Origin of the sequence: Nocardioides plantarum (assembly GCF_006346395.1) — a bacterium.
GTDB lineage: Bacteria > Actinomycetota > Actinomycetes > Propionibacteriales > Nocardioidaceae > Nocardioides > Nocardioides plantarum.
On sequence record NZ_VDMS01000004.1, the window covers coordinates 154,340 to 169,831 of the forward strand.

Consider the following 15,492-nt stretch of genomic DNA (forward strand, 5'->3'; position numbering starts at 1 on the left):
GCTCGGGCCCTTCCTCAGGCCCGCGGCTGCGGGTCGTGCCGATGGCTCTCGTCGGCCGCGAAGACCTTCTCGTAGAGGTCGTAGACGACCCAGGCCTTCTCGTTGTTGTAGAGCATCGCGTCACTGAAGCCGCGCGACGCGACCTCCCGCTTCACCTCGCCGTACGCCGCCCGGTCGGCGTCGTGGGTGCGCAGCCAGTCCCGGAACATCCGGTGCCGCTGCGGCTCCCGCGCCCCGGGTGAGAAGACGTGCACGTTGGCCTCGGGCCGGTGACCCTTCAGGCAGCGGTGCTCCTCCCACTCCGGCTCACGGACCCTCAGCTCGAAGCCGGCCGCCTCCAGGTCGGGCAGCCAGGCCGCCTCGTCGCCCGAGTCGGCGACGGTGAGGTCGACGTCGATGACCGGCTTGGCCCACAGACCGGGCACCGAGGTCGACCCCACGTGCTCGACCCGCAGCGCCCGGTCGCCGAGCGCGACCTCGAGGCGCCGTCGTACGTCGGCGAAGAGATCCGGCCACGTCGGGTCGGGCGGCACGACCTCGACCGGGGCGGGCACGGCCCCGGTGACCCGGGCGGCCGCGATGTCCTCGGCGGACACCGTCTCGAAGGGGCGCCACAGCGGATGCGTCGTCATGGCACCTCGGGCGCGCACGCCGCCAGGACGACCGGGTCGGAGCAGGCCGCGGCCCATGCCGCGATCCGCGCCCGGATCTCGCGCCCCAGCAACCAGTGACCGATCCGGTCGGCCACCGGCGAGAGCCAGGCCGGCCGGGTCGTCCAGGTGTACTTCCAGACCGCGTGGGTCCCGGCCACCCCGTCACGCTCCTGCGGCGTGAAGCGCCACCCGCCGCCGAAGCGCTCGAAGAACCACGGGCCGCGCTCCATCGTCATCCCGACCGAGGTCGGCGGACGGTAGGACACGTAGCGACTGACCATCGACGGCCCGAGCCGGGCGCGGGTGAAGGTCTGCACGCCCGTCGCCGGCCGGTCGGCCCCGATCAGCCGTTGGGTCCTGATGAACGGGTCCCAGCGCAGCCGGGCCTCGCCCGTCGTCTGGGAGACGGCGAAGGCGGTGGCCGGCGACACGGCCACCCAGATGTCGGCACTGACCTGGGGCATCCGCCCATCCTGCCGGTCAGCTCGTGGTGGTGCGGTACGCGCCCTGGAAGAACAGCAGCGGACCCTCGGCATCGGTGGCGACCAGGTCGACGACCTTGCCGATGACGACGTAGTGGTCGCCGGCCTCGTGCACGGCGTGGATGGTGCAGTCGACGTGGCCCAGGGCGCCGTCGAACGTCGGCGACCCGGTGACCGCGGACGGGGTCCACTCGACGTCGGCGAACTTGTCGGTGCCCCGGCTGGCCATGGTGTTGCTCAGGTCGGACTGGCCGTCGGCGAGGAAGGTGACGCAGAACCGGCCCGCACGGTGGATCAGCGGCCAGGCCCGCGACGTCTTGGCCGGGACGAACAGCACCAGCGGCGGGTCGAGGGAGACGCTGGAGAAGGACTGGCAGGTCATGCCGACGGGCTCGCCCCCGCTGACCGAGGTGACGACGGTGACGCCGGAGGCGAAGCGGCCGAGCACGTCGCGGAACCGGCGGGCGGCGGCCACCGCCGTGGGGTCGTCGGTCGCGATCGTCGTCGTCTCGCCCGGACGCCACTCGACGTCGTGGTCGAGGTCGCCGAGCCACGAGGTGATCAGGTGGGGGCTCGGCCACGTCTCGCGCGCGTCGGCGCTGATCCCCTCGGGGATCTCGGGGACCTCGGACCTGCCGGACGTCTCGGACATGGCGCTCACGGTAAGGGAGTCAGTTCCCGCCACCGAAGTCGTGGCCCCAGTAGGACACCGCGGTCGACTCGCGCGCGACCCAGCGAGCATCGTCGACGGTGAGGCCCTCGGTGCCGAACTCGACGTCGAAGCCGCCGGGCGACCTGACGTAGAAGGACACCATCTCGTCGTTCATGTGGCGCCCGAGGGTGGCCGAGAGCGGGGCCTTGTGCTTCGTGACGCGTTGCAGGGCACGGCCGACGTCGTCGAGCCGGTCGACCTCGAGCATGACGTGGACGCACTTGCTCGCATTGGGCATCGGCAGGAAGGCCAGCGAGTGGTGGCGCGGGTTGACGCCCAGGAACCGCAGCCACACCTTCGAGCCGGGCTCCTTGCCGACGAACTCGCCGGGCATGCTCATCGAGTCGCGCAGCCGGAAGCCGAGCACGTCGGAGTAGAAGTGCAGGGCCTCGACGTCGTCGAGCACCGGCAGCACGACGTGGCCCATGCCCTGGTCGCCGGTGACGAAGGTGGCGGCGTACGGCGTGACGAGCGGGTGCGACTCGTAGGTGATGCCGTGGAACAGCTCGAAGACGTTGTCCCACGGGTCGCGGAAGCGGACGAGCTCCTGGACCCGGCGCTCGTCGAGCTCCTCGCGGGTGCCCTCCTCGAACTCCACCCCGGCCTTCTGCAGGTGCTCGCGGGCCTCCTGCAGGGCCCGCGGGTCGGCGAGCTCCCAGCCGACACAGTCGAGCTGGTCGACGTCGGAGGGGAACACCACGAGCCGGGCCGAGACCTGGTCGATGCGCCAGTACTGGTGGTCGGGGTGGGGTCCGCGACCGGCGCCGAGACCGAGCACCTTGCCGGCGAACCTCGCCCAGGCGTCGAGGTCGGTGGAGGCCACCCGGATGTAGCCCATGGACTTGATGTCGATCGTCATCGCACTAGATCTTCCGGTCGTCGAGCTTGTCGAGACGCTCGACGTGGCGGGCGAGGTAGGCGGTGGTGACCTCGGCGAACTCGGTCGCCGCCTCGATCTGCGCCCAGTGCCCGCAGTTCGGGAAGACGTGCAGCGACGCCTTGGGGATCAGCTTGAGGGCCACCATCGCCCCGTCGAGCGGGTTGACCCGGTCCTCGCGGCCCCAGGTGAGCAGCGTGTGCTTGCGCAGCCGGTGGGCCTCGCGCCACAGCATGCCGTCCTCGGCGGTCTCGGGGTTCCAGAAGCTCATCCCCATGGAGCGCATCGCCTCCTGGGCGCCGGGCGCGGTCGCGTCGGCGAACCGCTCCTCGACCAGCTCGTCGGTGACCAGGGCCTGGTTGACGACCATGGAGGAGATGAACGCGCGCAGCTTGTCGCGGGTCGGGTCGGCCCCGAAGTCCATCAACCGCTGCACGCCCTCGGTCGGGTCGGCGTGGAAGAGGTTGAGGCTCAGCCCGCCCGGGCCCATCAGCACGAGCCGGCCGACGCGGTCGGGATAGGTGAGCGCGAGGCGCATCGCCGTACCGCCGCCGAGGCTGTTGCCGAGCAGGTGCACCCGGTCGATGCCGAGCTCGTCGAGCAGCCGGACGACGTGGTCGGCGCTGTGGCGGTAGAAGTTGCCGACGACGGGCGGCTTGTCGGAGCCGCCGAAGCCGGGCTGGTCGACCAGCAGCGTGCGGAACGACGCCGCGAAGTGCGGCAGGGCCGGACCGAAGTTGGACCACGCGCTCGCGCCGGGTCCGCCGCCGTGCAGCATCACCAGCGGCAGGCCTCCCCCGACTCCCGGTCCACCGGTTGTCGAGCTTGTCGAGACACCCGCCTCGTGGAAGTTGAGGGTGAGGTCACCCGCCTTGGCCGAGCGGCGGGTGGCTTCCTTGCTGAGGGGGAAGAGGTCGGGCACGGCTCAGTACATCCCGGGGTCGACCTTGTGGCCGAACTCGTGGGCGCCGAACATCTGCAGGGCCCGCTCGGGGTCGTTGGCGGCGTGCACCCGACCGGCGTGGGCGTCGCGCCACGCGCGCTGCAGGTAGGTGCCGGTCGCCAGGGCGCGCCCGCCGGAGGCCTCGAAGAGCCCGTCGATGGCGTCGATGGCGCGCTGGCTGCCGAGGACCTGGTCGCGACGGACCTTCAGGCGGGTGCGCAGCGGGATCTTCTCGCCCCGGCTGACGTAGTGCTGCTCCTCGCGGATGTTGTTGACCAGCAGCGCCCAGGCGGCGTCGATCTCGGAGGACGCCCGCGCGATGCGTACGGCGGCGAACGGGTCGAGCGAGGCCTTCTCGCCCAGGTAGGCGGCCCGGGAGCGAGCCTTCTGCATCTCGACGTGCTCGGCGTACGCGCCCATGGCCAGGCCGATGATCGGCGTGGTGATGGTGCCGGTGAAGATCGAGTGGAACGGCAGCTTGTAGAGATCGGAGGGGTTCTGCTCCTGCCCCGGGCCGCGGCACTGGCCGGTCTCGCCCATGCTCAGCGTGAACGCCTCGGGGATGAACACGTCGTCGACGATGATGTCGTTGGAGCCGGTGCCGGCCAGCCCGACCATGTGCCAGACATCGACGATCGTGTAGTTGTCGCGCGGCACCATGAACGTCTTGAAGTCGACGACCTGACCGTCGGCGTTGAACACCAGGCCGCCGAGCAGCACCCACGAGCAGTGGTCGCACCCGGAGGAGAAGCTCCACTTGCCCGAGAGCTGGTAGCCGCCCTCGGCGACCGTCGCCTTGCCGGTCGGGGCGTACGACGAGCTCAGCCGGGTGTTGGTGTCCTCGCCCCACACGGCCTGCTGCGCCTCGTCGGAGAACAGCGCCACCTGCCAGGGGTGCACGCCGACCACGCTGGAGACCCAGCCGGTGGAGCCACAGGCCCCGGCGATGTCGCGCACCGCGGTGTAGAAGTCGATCGGGTCGGACTCGAAGCCGTCGAACCGCTTGGGCTGGAGCAGCTTGAAGAACCCGGTCTCCTCGAGCTCCTTGATGGAGGCCTCGGGCACGACGCGCAGCCGCTCGGCCTCGTCAGCGCGCTCGCGCAGACCGGGGAGCAGGTCACGAACGCCATCGAGAACGGCCTGGGACATGGTGGTGCCTCCTGTGCGGTAAAGACTGCGACCAGACTAGAACACGTTCTAGTAATGGTCCAGCGCAAAGGGGTGGTGCAGCCGGTCGGGCCGGAGCGGGGCGTCAGTAGCGTCGGCCCCATGCCGCCGGACGCCACGCTCGCCCCGCTCGACCCCGACCACCAGGTGGCCTACCTCGACGGCGGCGACCCCGACGGCGTACCGGTCCTCGGCCTGCACGGCACCCCCGGCTGCCGCTACTCGCGCTGGCCCGACGACGCCGTCTATGCCGCGGCCGGGGTCCGCTACGTCACCCTCGACCGCGCCGGCTACGGCTGGTCGACGCGGCGCCGGGGCCGCTCGGTGGCCACCGAGGCCCTGAGCGTCCTCGCGGTCGCCGACCACCTCGGGCTCGAGTCGTTCGCGATCGTGGGCGAGGGGGCAGGTGGCCCGCACGCCCTGGCCTGCGCGGCCCTGCTGTCGGACCGGGTCACCCGTGTCGCGTGCCGCTCCAGCCCGGCGCCTGTGGGCACCGGCGGCATGCAGCGCCGCGACTGGGCCGCCGGCCGGCCCGGCGGCGACGCCGAGCTGCGCTGGGTGGCCGAGGGCGAGGTGCGCGTGGTCCGCGAGCTCCAGCAGCAGCAGGAGCTCACCTCGGCCGCGCTCACCGCCGACCCCGAGCGCGTGCGGGGCGAGACCGTCACCGACGAGGACCGCGACTTCCTGCGCCGGCCCGAGGTGGCCGAGCGGCTCCGGCTCATCGTGCGCGAGCAGGGCCTGCAGGGCGTCGCCGGTGCCGTCGACGACACCCTCGCGCTCGCCCGACCCTGGGGCTTCCCGCTGACCGCGGTCGCCGCGCCGGTGCTGCTGACCCACCACCCGGCCGACGCAGCGCCCGTGACGCACACCCGGTGGCTCGCCGCCCGGCTGCGAGGTGCGGAGACGTCGTACGACGGTGGCGTCGACACCGAGGCCGAGATCGCGGCCACGATGAGGTGGCTGGCGCACGGCTGACCGGTCGGCTCAGCTGTTGGCGGCGAGCTTGTCCTGCTCGGTCTGATCGAGTTTCTGCAGCATCAGCGCGATGTCGATGAGCTGGTCCTCCTGGCCGCCGATCAGCTTGCGGCGTCCGGCCTCGAGCAGGATCTTGGCGCCGGAGACGCCGTAGCGCTCGGCGGCGTTGCCGGCGTGCTTGAGGAAGGAGGAGTAGACCCCCGCGTAGCCCATCATCAGCGTCATCCGGTCGAGCTGGCACTCCTCGGGCATCGCCGGCTTGATGACGTCCTCGGAGGCATCGACGATCGTGAGGAAGTCGATGCCGGTCTTCCAGCCGAGCTTGTCGCAGACCCCGACGAACGCCTCGAGGGGCGTGTTGCCCGCGCCGGCGCCGAAGCGGCGTACGGACCCGTCGATCTGGGTCGCGCCGGCGCGGGCGGCGATCACGGTGTTGGCCACGCCGAGGCCGAGGTTCTCGTGGCCGTGGAAGCCGACCGTGGCCTCGTGGCCGATCTCGGCGACGACGGCGGCGACGCGGTCGGCGGTCTGCTCCATGACGAGCGCGCCGGCGGAGTCGACGACGTAGACGCACTGGTTGCCGGCCTCGACCATGATCCGGGCCTGCTGGGCGAGCACCTCGGGCGGCTGGGTGTGGCTCATCATCAGGAAGCCGACGGTCTCGAGGCCGAGCTCGCGGGCCAGCCCGAAGTGCTGGCGCGAGGTGTCGGCCTCGGTGCAGTGGGTGGCGATCCGGCAGATCTGGCCGCCGTTGTCCTGCGCGGCGCGGATGTCGTCCTTGGTGCCGACGCCGGGAAGCATGAGGAAGGCGATCTTGGCGCGCTTGGCCGTCTCGGCCGCGATCGTGATGAGCTCCTGCTCGGGGGTGCGCGAGAAGCCGTAGTTGAACGACGAGCCGCCCAGCCCGTCGCCGTGGGTGACCTCGATGACGGGGACACCGGAGTCGTCGAGGGCCTCGACGATGTCGTGCACCTCCTGCGCGGTGAACTGGTGGCGCTTGTGGTGGGAGCCGTCGCGCAGGCAGGTGTCGGTCAGGCGCAGGTCGAGGCCGCTGTCAGCGTCGGTCTGGCTCCACGTGCGGGTCAGGGTGTCGCGGTCGACAGGGGTGGTGGTCATCTCAGGCCTTCCGGTGTGGTGGTTTCGAGGCTCGTCGCTAGCGCTCCTCGCACCTCAACCACCGTGGGCGAGCTTGTGGCGGGCGATGTGCTGGCCGACCTGGGTGGCGGCCGCGGTCATGATGTCGAGGTTGCCGGCGTACGGCGGCAGGTAGTCGCCGGCGCCCTCGACCTCGACGAAGACCGACACCTTGAGCTGGCCCCGGGTCGCGTCCGACGGCTCGTCGAGCTGGGGCTCCTGCAGCAGGCGGTAGCCGGGGACGTACTCCTGCACGGCCTTCTCCATGGCGAGGACCGAGGCGATGATCGCGTCGCGATCGGCGTCGGGCGAGACGGCGCAGAAGATCGTGTCGCGCATGATCATCGGCGGGTCGGCCGGGTTGAGGATGATGATCGCCTTGCCCCGCTGGGCCCCGCCGATGGTCTCGACGCCCGCGGCGGTGGTGCGGGTGAACTCGTCGATGTTGGCGCGGGTGCCGGGGCCGGCGGACCTCGACGAGACCGAGGCGACGATCTCGGCGTACGACACTCCCCCGGACGGCTCGGCCGCGCGGGAGACGGCGGCGACCATGGGGATGGTCGCCTGGCCGCCGCAGGTGATCATGTTGACGTTGGCCGCGGCGAGGTGCTCCTGGCCGTTGACCGGCGGGATGACGGCGGGCCCGACGGCGGCGGGCGTGAGGTCGACCGCGACGATGCCCGCCTCCTCGTAGCGCGGTGCGTACTCGCGGTGCACGTAGGCCGAGGTGGCCTCGAAGATCAGGTCGGGCAGCTCCTCCTGCTTCAGCAGCCAGTCGACGCCCTCGTGACTGGCCTCGAGGCCCTGGTCGGCGGCGAGCCTGAGGCCCTCGGAGGCCGGGTCGACGCCGATCATCCAGCGCGGCTCGATACTCCCCCCGTCGGCGGCGCTGCGCAGCAGCTTGTAGAGAAGGTCGGTCCCGATGTTGCCGGGACCCACGATCGCGGCACTCAGCTTGCGGGACGGGGGCTTCCTGGTCACGTTCTACTCCTCGAAGCTGACGGTCAGCGGGGCGAAGCCGCTGATGGACGCCGTGACCCGGTCCCCCGGGGCGAACGGCACGAACGGACCCAGGGCCCCGGACAGGATCAGGTGGCCGGCGCGCAGCGGATCGCCGAAGCGGTGGGCCTGGACGGCCAGCCAGCGCAACGCCTCGAGCGGGTCGCCGAGACACGCCGCGCCGTTGCCGGAGGAGCGCTCGTCGCCGTTGATGGTCAGCGACATGTCGACGTCGCGGGGCTCGATGTCGCTCAGCGGCAGGCCGTCCGACCGCGGGCCGACGACGTAGAGGCCGCTGGAGGCGTTGTCTGCCACGGTGTCGGTGAAGGTGATGTCCCAGCCCGCGATGCGCGAGTCGACGATCTCGAGGGCCGGCAGGGCGAGCCCGACCGCGGTGCGGACCAGGTCGAGGGTGATCTCGTCCTCGTGCTCCGGCGCGATGTCGGCGGCGAGGACGAACGCCACCTCGGCCTCGACGCGGGGCTGGAGGAGCGTCCGCATCGAGATCGGGTCGTCGGCACTGACGTCCATGTCGCTGAGCAGGTAGCCGAAGTCGGGCTGGTCGACGCCGAGCTGGTCCTGCACCGCTTTCGACGTCGCTCCGATCTTGCGCCCGACCACCGTCGCTCCCCCGGCCAGGCGGCGCCGTACGAGACCCTGCTGGACGGCGTACGCCGCGGGCAGGTCGTCAGTGCCGATCAGGTCACGCACCGCCGGGCACGGCACGCGGGTCTCCGACGCCGTCGCCAACCGGTCCACCGCGGCCGAGACAGATGCCGCTGGGGTGGTCTGGGAGGTCACGTCGGAATACTAGAACCTGTTACAGTTTCGCGCCATGAGGGTCTCGACGAGCTCGACCACCGACGGTGCTGACGGCCTCCCCCAGGAGGTCGACGTCGTCGTGGTCGGAGCCGGTGGCGCCGGCATGTCCGCCGCCCTCGCGGCCGGCAAGCGGGGCCTCGAGACCGTGGTGCTGGAGAAGTCGGCGTACTTCGGTGGATCGACCGCCCGCAGCGGCGGCGGCGTCTGGATCCCCGGCAACTACGCGCTCGTGGCGGCCGGTCAGGCCGACAGCCTCGAGGAGTCCAAGCGCTACCTCGACTCCATCGTCGGCGACGAGGTGCCCAAGGTCCGCCGCGACACCTACGTCGACCGCGGCGCCGAGGTGATGGACTTCGTGCGCGCCCACACGCCGCTGCGCTTCGAGTGGGTCAAGGACTACGCCGACTACCACCCCGAGGCACCCGGCGGCCGGCTCAAGGGCCGCAGCTGCGAGCCGATCCCCATGGACGCCCGGTTCCTGGGCGCCGAGCTCGACCGGCTCCACCCGCAGTACGCCAAGGCACCGGCCAACATGATCGTCACCCAGGCCGACTTCCGGAAGATCAACCTCGGTATCCGCACCGTCCGCGGCCCGGTCACGATGGCCAAGGTGCTGGTCAAGCGGATCGTCAGCCTCGCGTTGCGCCGCCGCATGTACGCCATGGGCAACGCCATCGCCATCGGCCTGCGCCAGGGCCTGGTCGACGCCGACGTCCCGGTGCACTACGAGACCGAGCTCAGCGGGCTGCTCATCGAGGACGGTCGGGTCGCGGGCGTGAAGGTCACGCGCGACGGGGTCGAGCACGTCGTCCGTGCCCGGCGGGGCGTCATCCTGGGCAGCGGCGGGTTCGAGCGCAACCTCGAGATGCGCGAGAAGTACCAGCCGCAGCCGACCTCGGTCGACTGGACGACGGGCTCGGAGTTCAACACCGGCGGCGGCATCCTGGCCGGCATCGCGGCCGGCGCCGACACGGGCCTGCTCGACGACGCGTGGTGGGGCCCGACGATCCCCCTGCCCGGAGGGCCGTGGTTCTGCCTGGCCGAGCGCAACCTGCCGGGCTCGATCATCGTCAACCAGGCCGGTCGGCGCTACATGAACGAGGCGCTCCCCTACGTCGAGGCCGTGCACGCGATGTACGACGGTGAGGCAACCGGCGTCGGCCACGTGCCGTCGTGGATGGTCATCGACCAGCGCTACCGCAACCGCTACCTGTTCGCCGGGCTGATGCCGCGCCAGCCCTTCCCCGGCCGCTGGTACAAGCACGGCACCGTCAAGAAGGCCGCGACCATCGAGGAGCTGGCCGCCGAGATCGAGGTGCCGCCCGACGCCCTGAGGGAGACGCTCGATCGGTTCAACGGCTTCGCCAGGACCGGCGACGACGTCGACTTCCAGCGCGGCGTCTCCGGCTACGACAAGTACTACTCCGACCCCTCGGTCAAGCCGAACCCCTCGCTGCACGTCATCGACCAGGCGCCGTTCTACGCCGTCAAGATCGTGCCCGGCGACCTCGGCACCAAGGGCGGCCTGGTCACCGACGAGCGGGCCCGCGTGCTGCGGGCCGACGGCTCGGTCATCGAGGGCCTGTACGCCGCCGGCAACGTGTCGTCGGCCGTGATGGGACACACCTACGCCGGGCCGGGCGCGACGATCGGACCCGCGATCGTCTTCGGCTACCTGGCGGCCGAGGACATCGCACGCGGTGGTCTCGAGACAGGCACCAGCGCGCCTTCCTCGACCATCGTCGAGAGGGAGACCGCCTGATGCCGATCGACCCGAGCGTCGCGATCGGCGCCGACCTGGGCGAGCGCACCTTCTCGTGGTCGGCCAGCGACGTCCTGCTCTACCACCTCGGCATCGGCGCCGGCTGGCGCGAGGGAGACAGCCTCTCGGCGGCGGCGCTGGCCTACACCCTGGACGGGCCCGGGCTGCAGGTGCTGCCGTCGTTCGGGGTCGTCGTACCGACGTTCCACGAGACCGATCCGCCGCCGCTCGACCTCCCGGGCTGCGACATCGACCTCGCCCAGGTCGTGCACGGCTCGCAGTCGGTAACCGTGCACGGGCCGCTGCCGACGTCGGGCACGGCGACGGTCTCGACCACGCTCACCGACATCTGGGACAAGGGCAGGGCCGCGGTCATCTGGCAGGAGGGCGTCGCCCGCTCGGTGTCCGACGACGGGCCGGGCGAGGAGCTCTGGACGACCCGGTCCTCGATCTTCGTCAGGGGCGAGGGCGGCTGGGGCGGCGACCGCGGCTCCTCGACCCCGGTCGAGTTGCCCGACCGCACCCCCGACGCCGACACGTCGTACGCCGTCACCCCGCAGCAGGCGCTGCTCTACCGCCTGTGCGGCGACCGCAACCCGCTGCACGCCGACCCCGACTTCGCCAGGGCCGCGGGGTTCCCCGCGCCGATCCTGCACGGCCTGTGCTCCTACGGCATCGTGCTGCGCGAGCTGACCGACGCCCTGCTGGACGGCGACGCCACCCGGGTCAGCGGGTTCGCCGCCAAGTTCGCCGGCGTCGTCTACCCCGGTGAGACCATCCGGGTGCGTGGCTGGCGCGAGGACGGTCGCATCGTCGGCACAGCCGTGGTGGCCGTGGGCGAGCGCGCCGGGGCTCCCGTCCTGGGCGACGTGGTGCTAGCCCTGGCCTGAGGGATCCGGCACCAGGCGGTCGTGCCACGCCCCGACCAGCGTGCACGCCAGCACGACGCCACCTGCGAGCACCAGCCCGGCGGCGAGGTGCCACCGCAGCAGGAGTGCGCCGACCGCGGCGCCGGTGATGATCAGCACGACGGCGAGCGCCCGACGGCCGCTGCCGCCGCCCTTGCCGCTGCCGAGCACGGAATCGGCGGCCAGCCCGGTCAGGGTCGAGGTGACGACCACGGTCGTGACGTCCTTGACCGCGACGAACCGTGCGGTCGCGGCCTGCACGCCCATCGCTGCCCCGAGCAGCGTGGTGATCGTGATCTCGAAGGCCTTGCCCGGGTCCTCGCCCGTCGCCAGCAGGGCCCCGGCGAGGCCGAGCTCGGTGACGCCGACCGAGGCGAAGAGCAGCGTCGTACGACGCGACCACAACGAGGTCGCGGTCCTGAGCACCCGCCCGCCGATCGTCGCGCCGACCAGGAACCCGGCCAGCGCGAGCAGCGGACCGAGCAGCGGGAGGTCGTCGGCGCCCACCGCGGCCATCCCGATGATGACCACGTTGCCGGTCATGTTGCCGGTGAAGACCCGGTCGAGTCCGAGGTAGCCGACGGCGTCGATGATCCCGGTCCCGAAGGTCAGGACCAGCATCAGGGACAGGTGCATCTGCTCGCGGGACACGCGGCTCGCCCAGGACGTCACCGGAGGATCCTCTCGTGCCGCCCCCGCCTCGTGAGCCCGCGGGCACAGGTCCGGGGTGCCCATGAGGGAACAGTCGGCTCGAACGTCGGAGCGAGCAACGGGCAGATCGGTCAGGTCGGCGCCCGTACGACGGTCGCGCCGGCCCGGATCGCCTTCGGGATCTCGGCGACGGCGTCCACGACCTCGAGCAGCGCCGCCACCTCGTCCGCCGTGGAGTCGGTGTCGACCTCGACCGCGTAGGTGATGCCGGTCGAGCTCCAGGTGTCGGTCTCGAACCCGCCGGACGCCGTGACCCGGACGCCCCGAAGGACGACGCCGAGCCGCTCCCCCTCGCGGTGGACGTCGTTGAGCACGCAGCCGGCGGCGGCGAGGTGGAGCAGGTGGGCCCCGGTGAAGTCCGCCTCGACGGTCACGCCCTCCGGCGTCCACCGGTGTGGGAACCCGACGGCCGACTCGGCCCGGCTGCGCAGGGAACCGGCGCCCACGGCGACGTGCGACTCGTGCATCGCCCCATCCTCGCAGGCAGACGACCGTCGCGCCTCAGGCCGAGGGGCGACCGACCACCGGGTTGAGGTCGGACGCCGCCAGCCCACCGGGCTCGACACCGGGCAGGAACTCCCGCCAGGTGCCGCTGATGAGCGTCGGGGTCTCCACGACCCGCGCCCCGTCGGCGAAGTAGGTGGTGGCCAGCGCCCGCCGCGGCTGGGTCGTCAGGTTGGGGCCGGCGGTGTGGAAGCAGAGCGCGGAGTGGAACGACACCTCGCCGACCGCGAACGGGCTGGACTCGACCGGCACGTCGCGCTCACGCAGGCGCTCGGCCACGGCGACGTCGTAGGACGTGCCCACCTTGTCGAACTCGAGGTCGGCGAGGTCGTCACGCACCGCGCTGCCGCGCGCGAACGACAGCGGGCCCATCCGTCCGGGGATGGCGGACATCGGCATCCACGCGGTGACCGCCTGCGTGGTCTGCAACGGGAAGTGCTCGGCGTCGTGGTGCCAGGGCGTCCGGCCGCAGCCAGGCTCCTTGGAGAGCGCGTTGTCGTGGTAGAGACGGACGCCGGGCTCGCCGAGCAGCGTCGCGGCCAGCCCGCCGAGCCGGGGCGACAGGGCCACCTGACGCATCAGGTCGTCGTGGAGCCACATCTGCTCCATCGCGGTGAATCGACCGGCCACGTCGGCGCCGTGCTCGGCCCGCAGGAGGTCCTGCAGCCGCTCGGCGAGTCGGCGTACGACGGCCGGCGAGAGGACGCCGGGCAGCTTGACGAACGCGTCGCGGGCGAAGGCCTCGACGTCGGCGGGGTCGAGCGCGTAGGGCTCGGCGAGCTCGCTGGCGACCTGCTCGTCGGAGGCGGCGGCGACGTCCGGCAGGCCGGGGCCGGCCACGAGGTCGACGGGAGCGGCGTCGTTGGCGGCCAGGGTGACGTACCAGTCCCACCAGTCCTGGTCGTCTCCCGCCCAGTCCTGGTGGAGCCCTCCGCTGCGGTTGGCCTCGGGCAGGCGGTGGTTGACGTCACCGCTGTCGGAGCCGGGAAGGTCGTCGGTCGTCAGAGCCACAGCAGGGCCGCCTCGTGGGAGAAGGTGTAGGAACCGGACGCGTCGCGGCAGGAGGCGAGGTAGTCACCCAGGACAGGAGCGGCCTCCATGGCGTCGAGCGACACCGAGTCGTCGAAGGCACAACGCTGCAGGAACCCCTCGACGACCGCGCGGTCGGCCGTCCCGGTCTGGTAGGTCACCCGCTGCTCGCGGACCTCGGCCCCGGCCCGCACGAGGGCGTCACGCACCTGCTCGGCCGTCGTGTACGGCGTGGCGTCGCGCACGCCGGCCCGGAAGGCGTCGTAGAAGACCAGGTAGTGCGAGGTCGACGTCGCCTGGGCCACCAGGCCCAGCCCGCCCGGCGCCAGGGCGGCGACGAACCGTGCTGCTGCGGCGTCGAGCTCCGCCGGCGGGACGGCGTACAGGGCGTGGGTCGCCCAGACGACGTCGTAGTCCGCGCGGTCGGCGGGCAGGTCCTGCAGCGTCGTGACCAGGTCGTGCCGGGCGACGAACGGAGGAGCGAGGACACCCCGAGCCTCGGCCACCGAGAACGCCGAGGGGTCCAGCAGGTCGTAGGCGACGTCGGGGAGCCCGTCGAGCCCGGCGTGGCGCAGCAGCGCGGCGGGGAACTTGCCACTGCCGCAGGCGACGTCGAGCAGCGACCATCCCTCGTGGGCGCGGTCACCGAGCACGGCGGCCCAGTCGGCGGCCAGGGCCAGCTGGCGGTAGTCCTCGGCCGCGAGGGCGTAGAACGCCTCCATGCCGGTGCGGCCGGCCTCGCTCCAGTGCGCCAGGCTGCGCTCCGCGGTGTCTCCGGTGCTCACGCCACTCCTTCGTGGGCCACCCCTTGGGGGCAGCCGTCCCGTTCGGGCCCTGGTTGACTCCGAGGCGATGTCCAACCTAGCCCGGCCCCCCGCACCCTCTCGGGCGACCACCGTCCACCCACGCGAGCAGCCCGTCTCGCCCGACGACCTCCTGGCCGACCTGCGTGCCGTGTTGCGGAGCGAACCGGCTCTGCCCGGGCTGTCGCCGTCCGACTACGCGCGCTCGCACGCAGCGTTCGAGCTGCTCTCCGACCAGCGTCAGCTGATCAGCTCCTACCTGCGCGACCGGCTCTCCGACCGGCTGGGGCCGGTGTCGGTGCTCTCGGTCGGCTGCGGCGACGGGACCCTCGACGCGCCCCTGGCCGCCGGGCTGAGCGACGTCCGCCCCTCGCGCCCGGTGCGCTACGTGGGGGTCGACCCCTATGCGGGGAGCACCAGCGCCTTCGAGGCCGCGCTGCGCGACCTGGGCCAGGACTCGCTCTCCGTCGAGGTCCACACCGTGCCGTTCGAGGCACTCCCCGTCGTCAAGGCCTTCGACGTGATCACCTTCGTCCACTCGACCTACTACGTGCGCGACCTCGACGAGACCCTCACCGCTGCATTCGCCCTTCTCCGGCCCGGTGGCGAGCTCCTCGTGCTCGCCGCTCCCAGGGCAGAGCTGAACGCACTGGTCGAGGTGCTGGCCCCTCCCGTCGGCGGGCACGACCAGTGGTTCAGCGACGACGTCGAGCGGGCGCTGGAGCAGACCGGGCTCCCGAGGGACGCCACCGCGACCCTGGACGCGGGGTTCGACGCCGCCGCGGCCAGCGACGACGTGCTCGACTTCGCCGTCCAGGCCCGTCTGACCCCCGAGCTGCGCCCGCTGGTCCGCGCCTACCTCGACGCCATCGCGGCGCCCTCTCACGAGCGTTCCTCGGCACCCGTCGCGGGTCTCGAGCCAGGCACCGCTCGCCAGGTGCCCCATCCGGTCGACGTCTTCCGGATCGTGTGCGCGGGCTGAGCCCGACGCAGGCCCGGAGGTCGACGCCG

The 15,492-nt window shown here is 72.1% G+C and carries 17 protein-coding genes; 4 read left to right on the top strand and 13 right to left on the bottom strand.

Annotation, left to right across the window (positions count from 1 at the left end; genetic code table 11):
* Positions 1-14: 14 nt before the first annotated feature.
* From FJQ56_RS16975 to hsaA, 6 genes are read right to left on the bottom strand one after another with little or no spacing between them, the layout of a single operon-like run.
* Entirely contained in the window at positions 15-632 is a 618-nt protein-coding gene (locus FJQ56_RS16975) for a GrpB family protein (protein ID WP_140010784.1), read from the bottom strand.
* A complete protein-coding gene (locus FJQ56_RS16980; protein ID WP_140010785.1) occupies positions 629-1,117 on the bottom strand; it encodes an SRPBCC family protein in 489 nt (162 codons plus the stop codon). The genes FJQ56_RS16975 and FJQ56_RS16980 overlap by 4 nt, the downstream gene beginning before the upstream one ends.
* Before the next feature lie 16 nt (positions 1,118-1,133).
* The gene (locus FJQ56_RS16985; RefSeq protein ID WP_246084216.1) at positions 1,134-1,787 is read right to left on the bottom strand and encodes a flavin reductase family protein; all 654 of its coding nucleotides are present in this window, start codon (positions 1,785-1,787) and stop codon (positions 1,134-1,136) included.
* A gap of 19 nt (positions 1,788-1,806) precedes the next feature.
* On the bottom strand, positions 1,807-2,706 hold the full coding sequence (gene hsaC, locus FJQ56_RS16990) for an iron-dependent extradiol dioxygenase HsaC (protein WP_140010786.1): 900 nt from the start codon (positions 2,704-2,706) through the stop codon (positions 1,807-1,809).
* A 4-nt stretch (positions 2,707-2,710) separates the two neighbouring features.
* Positions 2,711-3,646: a 4,5:9,10-diseco-3-hydroxy-5,9,17-trioxoandrosta-1(10),2-diene-4-oate hydrolase gene (gene hsaD / locus FJQ56_RS16995; protein ID WP_140010787.1), complete on the bottom strand. Its 936-nt coding sequence runs from the start codon at positions 3,644-3,646 to the stop codon at positions 2,711-2,713.
* A gap of 3 nt (positions 3,647-3,649) precedes the next feature.
* On the bottom strand, positions 3,650-4,816 hold the full coding sequence (gene hsaA, locus FJQ56_RS17000; RefSeq protein WP_140010788.1) for a 3-hydroxy-9,10-secoandrosta-1,3,5(10)-triene-9,17-dione monooxygenase oxygenase subunit: 1,167 nt from the start codon (positions 4,814-4,816) through the stop codon (positions 3,650-3,652).
* 120 nt (positions 4,817-4,936) lie between these two features.
* On the opposite strand from hsaA, the gene FJQ56_RS17005 reads away from it, so the two are divergent.
* Positions 4,937-5,809 carry an alpha/beta fold hydrolase gene (locus FJQ56_RS17005; RefSeq protein ID WP_170215444.1) on the top strand — a complete coding sequence of 291 codons (873 nt, stop codon included), beginning with the start codon at positions 4,937-4,939 and terminating at the stop codon, positions 5,807-5,809.
* Between the two features lie 9 nt (positions 5,810-5,818).
* Here FJQ56_RS17005 and dmpG read toward each other — a convergent pair whose 3' ends face one another.
* Genes dmpG through FJQ56_RS17020 form a run of 3 tightly spaced genes read right to left on the bottom strand, consistent with a single transcriptional unit; the run spans position 5,819 to position 8,743 of the window.
* A complete protein-coding gene (dmpG, locus tag FJQ56_RS17010) occupies positions 5,819-6,925 on the bottom strand; it encodes a 4-hydroxy-2-oxovalerate aldolase (protein WP_140010790.1) in 1,107 nt (368 codons plus the stop codon).
* Between the two features lie 54 nt (positions 6,926-6,979).
* Positions 6,980-7,924, bottom strand: a complete 945-nt coding sequence (locus FJQ56_RS17015; protein ID WP_246084217.1) for an acetaldehyde dehydrogenase (acetylating) — start codon at positions 7,922-7,924, stop codon at positions 6,980-6,982.
* 3 nt (positions 7,925-7,927) lie between these two features.
* On the bottom strand, positions 7,928-8,743 hold the full coding sequence (locus FJQ56_RS17020; RefSeq protein WP_140010791.1) for a 2-keto-4-pentenoate hydratase: 816 nt from the start codon (positions 8,741-8,743) through the stop codon (positions 7,928-7,930).
* Positions 8,744-8,777: 34 nt separating this feature from the next.
* Here FJQ56_RS17020 and kstD point away from each other — a divergent pair, with 34 nt between their 5' ends.
* Both kstD and FJQ56_RS17030 read left to right on the top strand, forming a co-directional pair.
* The gene (gene kstD / locus FJQ56_RS17025) at positions 8,778-10,526 is read left to right on the top strand and encodes a 3-oxosteroid 1-dehydrogenase (RefSeq protein ID WP_140010792.1); all 1,749 of its coding nucleotides are present in this window, start codon (positions 8,778-8,780) and stop codon (positions 10,524-10,526) included.
* Positions 10,526-11,416: a MaoC/PaaZ C-terminal domain-containing protein gene (locus FJQ56_RS17030; protein ID WP_140010793.1), complete on the top strand. Its 891-nt coding sequence runs from the start codon at positions 10,526-10,528 to the stop codon at positions 11,414-11,416. The genes kstD and FJQ56_RS17030 overlap by 1 nt, the downstream gene beginning before the upstream one ends.
* Here the strand turns inward: FJQ56_RS17030 and FJQ56_RS17035 are convergent.
* From FJQ56_RS17035 to FJQ56_RS17050, 4 genes are all read right to left on the bottom strand, one after another.
* Positions 11,402-12,106, bottom strand: a complete 705-nt coding sequence (locus tag FJQ56_RS17035) for a YoaK family protein (protein WP_246084218.1) — start codon at positions 12,104-12,106, stop codon at positions 11,402-11,404. The two genes, FJQ56_RS17030 and FJQ56_RS17035, sit on opposite strands and share 15 nt — an antisense overlap.
* A 110-nt stretch (positions 12,107-12,216) precedes the next feature.
* Positions 12,217-12,612, bottom strand: coding sequence for an OsmC family protein (locus tag FJQ56_RS17040; RefSeq protein WP_140010795.1), 396 nt, complete (start codon positions 12,610-12,612; stop codon positions 12,217-12,219).
* A 34-nt stretch (positions 12,613-12,646) separates the two neighbouring features.
* Complete coding sequence (locus FJQ56_RS17045; RefSeq protein ID WP_140010796.1) at positions 12,647-13,660, bottom strand: phytanoyl-CoA dioxygenase family protein; 1,014 nt, start codon at positions 13,658-13,660, stop codon at positions 12,647-12,649.
* Positions 13,651-14,463 (bottom strand): class I SAM-dependent methyltransferase, encoded by an 813-nt coding sequence (locus FJQ56_RS17050; protein WP_140010797.1) that lies wholly within the window; start codon positions 14,461-14,463, stop codon positions 13,651-13,653. Before FJQ56_RS17050 ends, FJQ56_RS17045 begins: the two co-directional genes overlap by 10 nt.
* 67 nt (positions 14,464-14,530) lie before the next feature.
* Here FJQ56_RS17050 and FJQ56_RS17055 point away from each other — a divergent pair, with 67 nt between their 5' ends.
* Positions 14,531-15,463 (top strand): class I SAM-dependent methyltransferase, encoded by a 933-nt coding sequence (locus FJQ56_RS17055; protein WP_170215445.1) that lies wholly within the window; start codon positions 14,531-14,533, stop codon positions 15,461-15,463.
* Positions 15,464-15,492 lie beyond the last annotated feature (29 nt).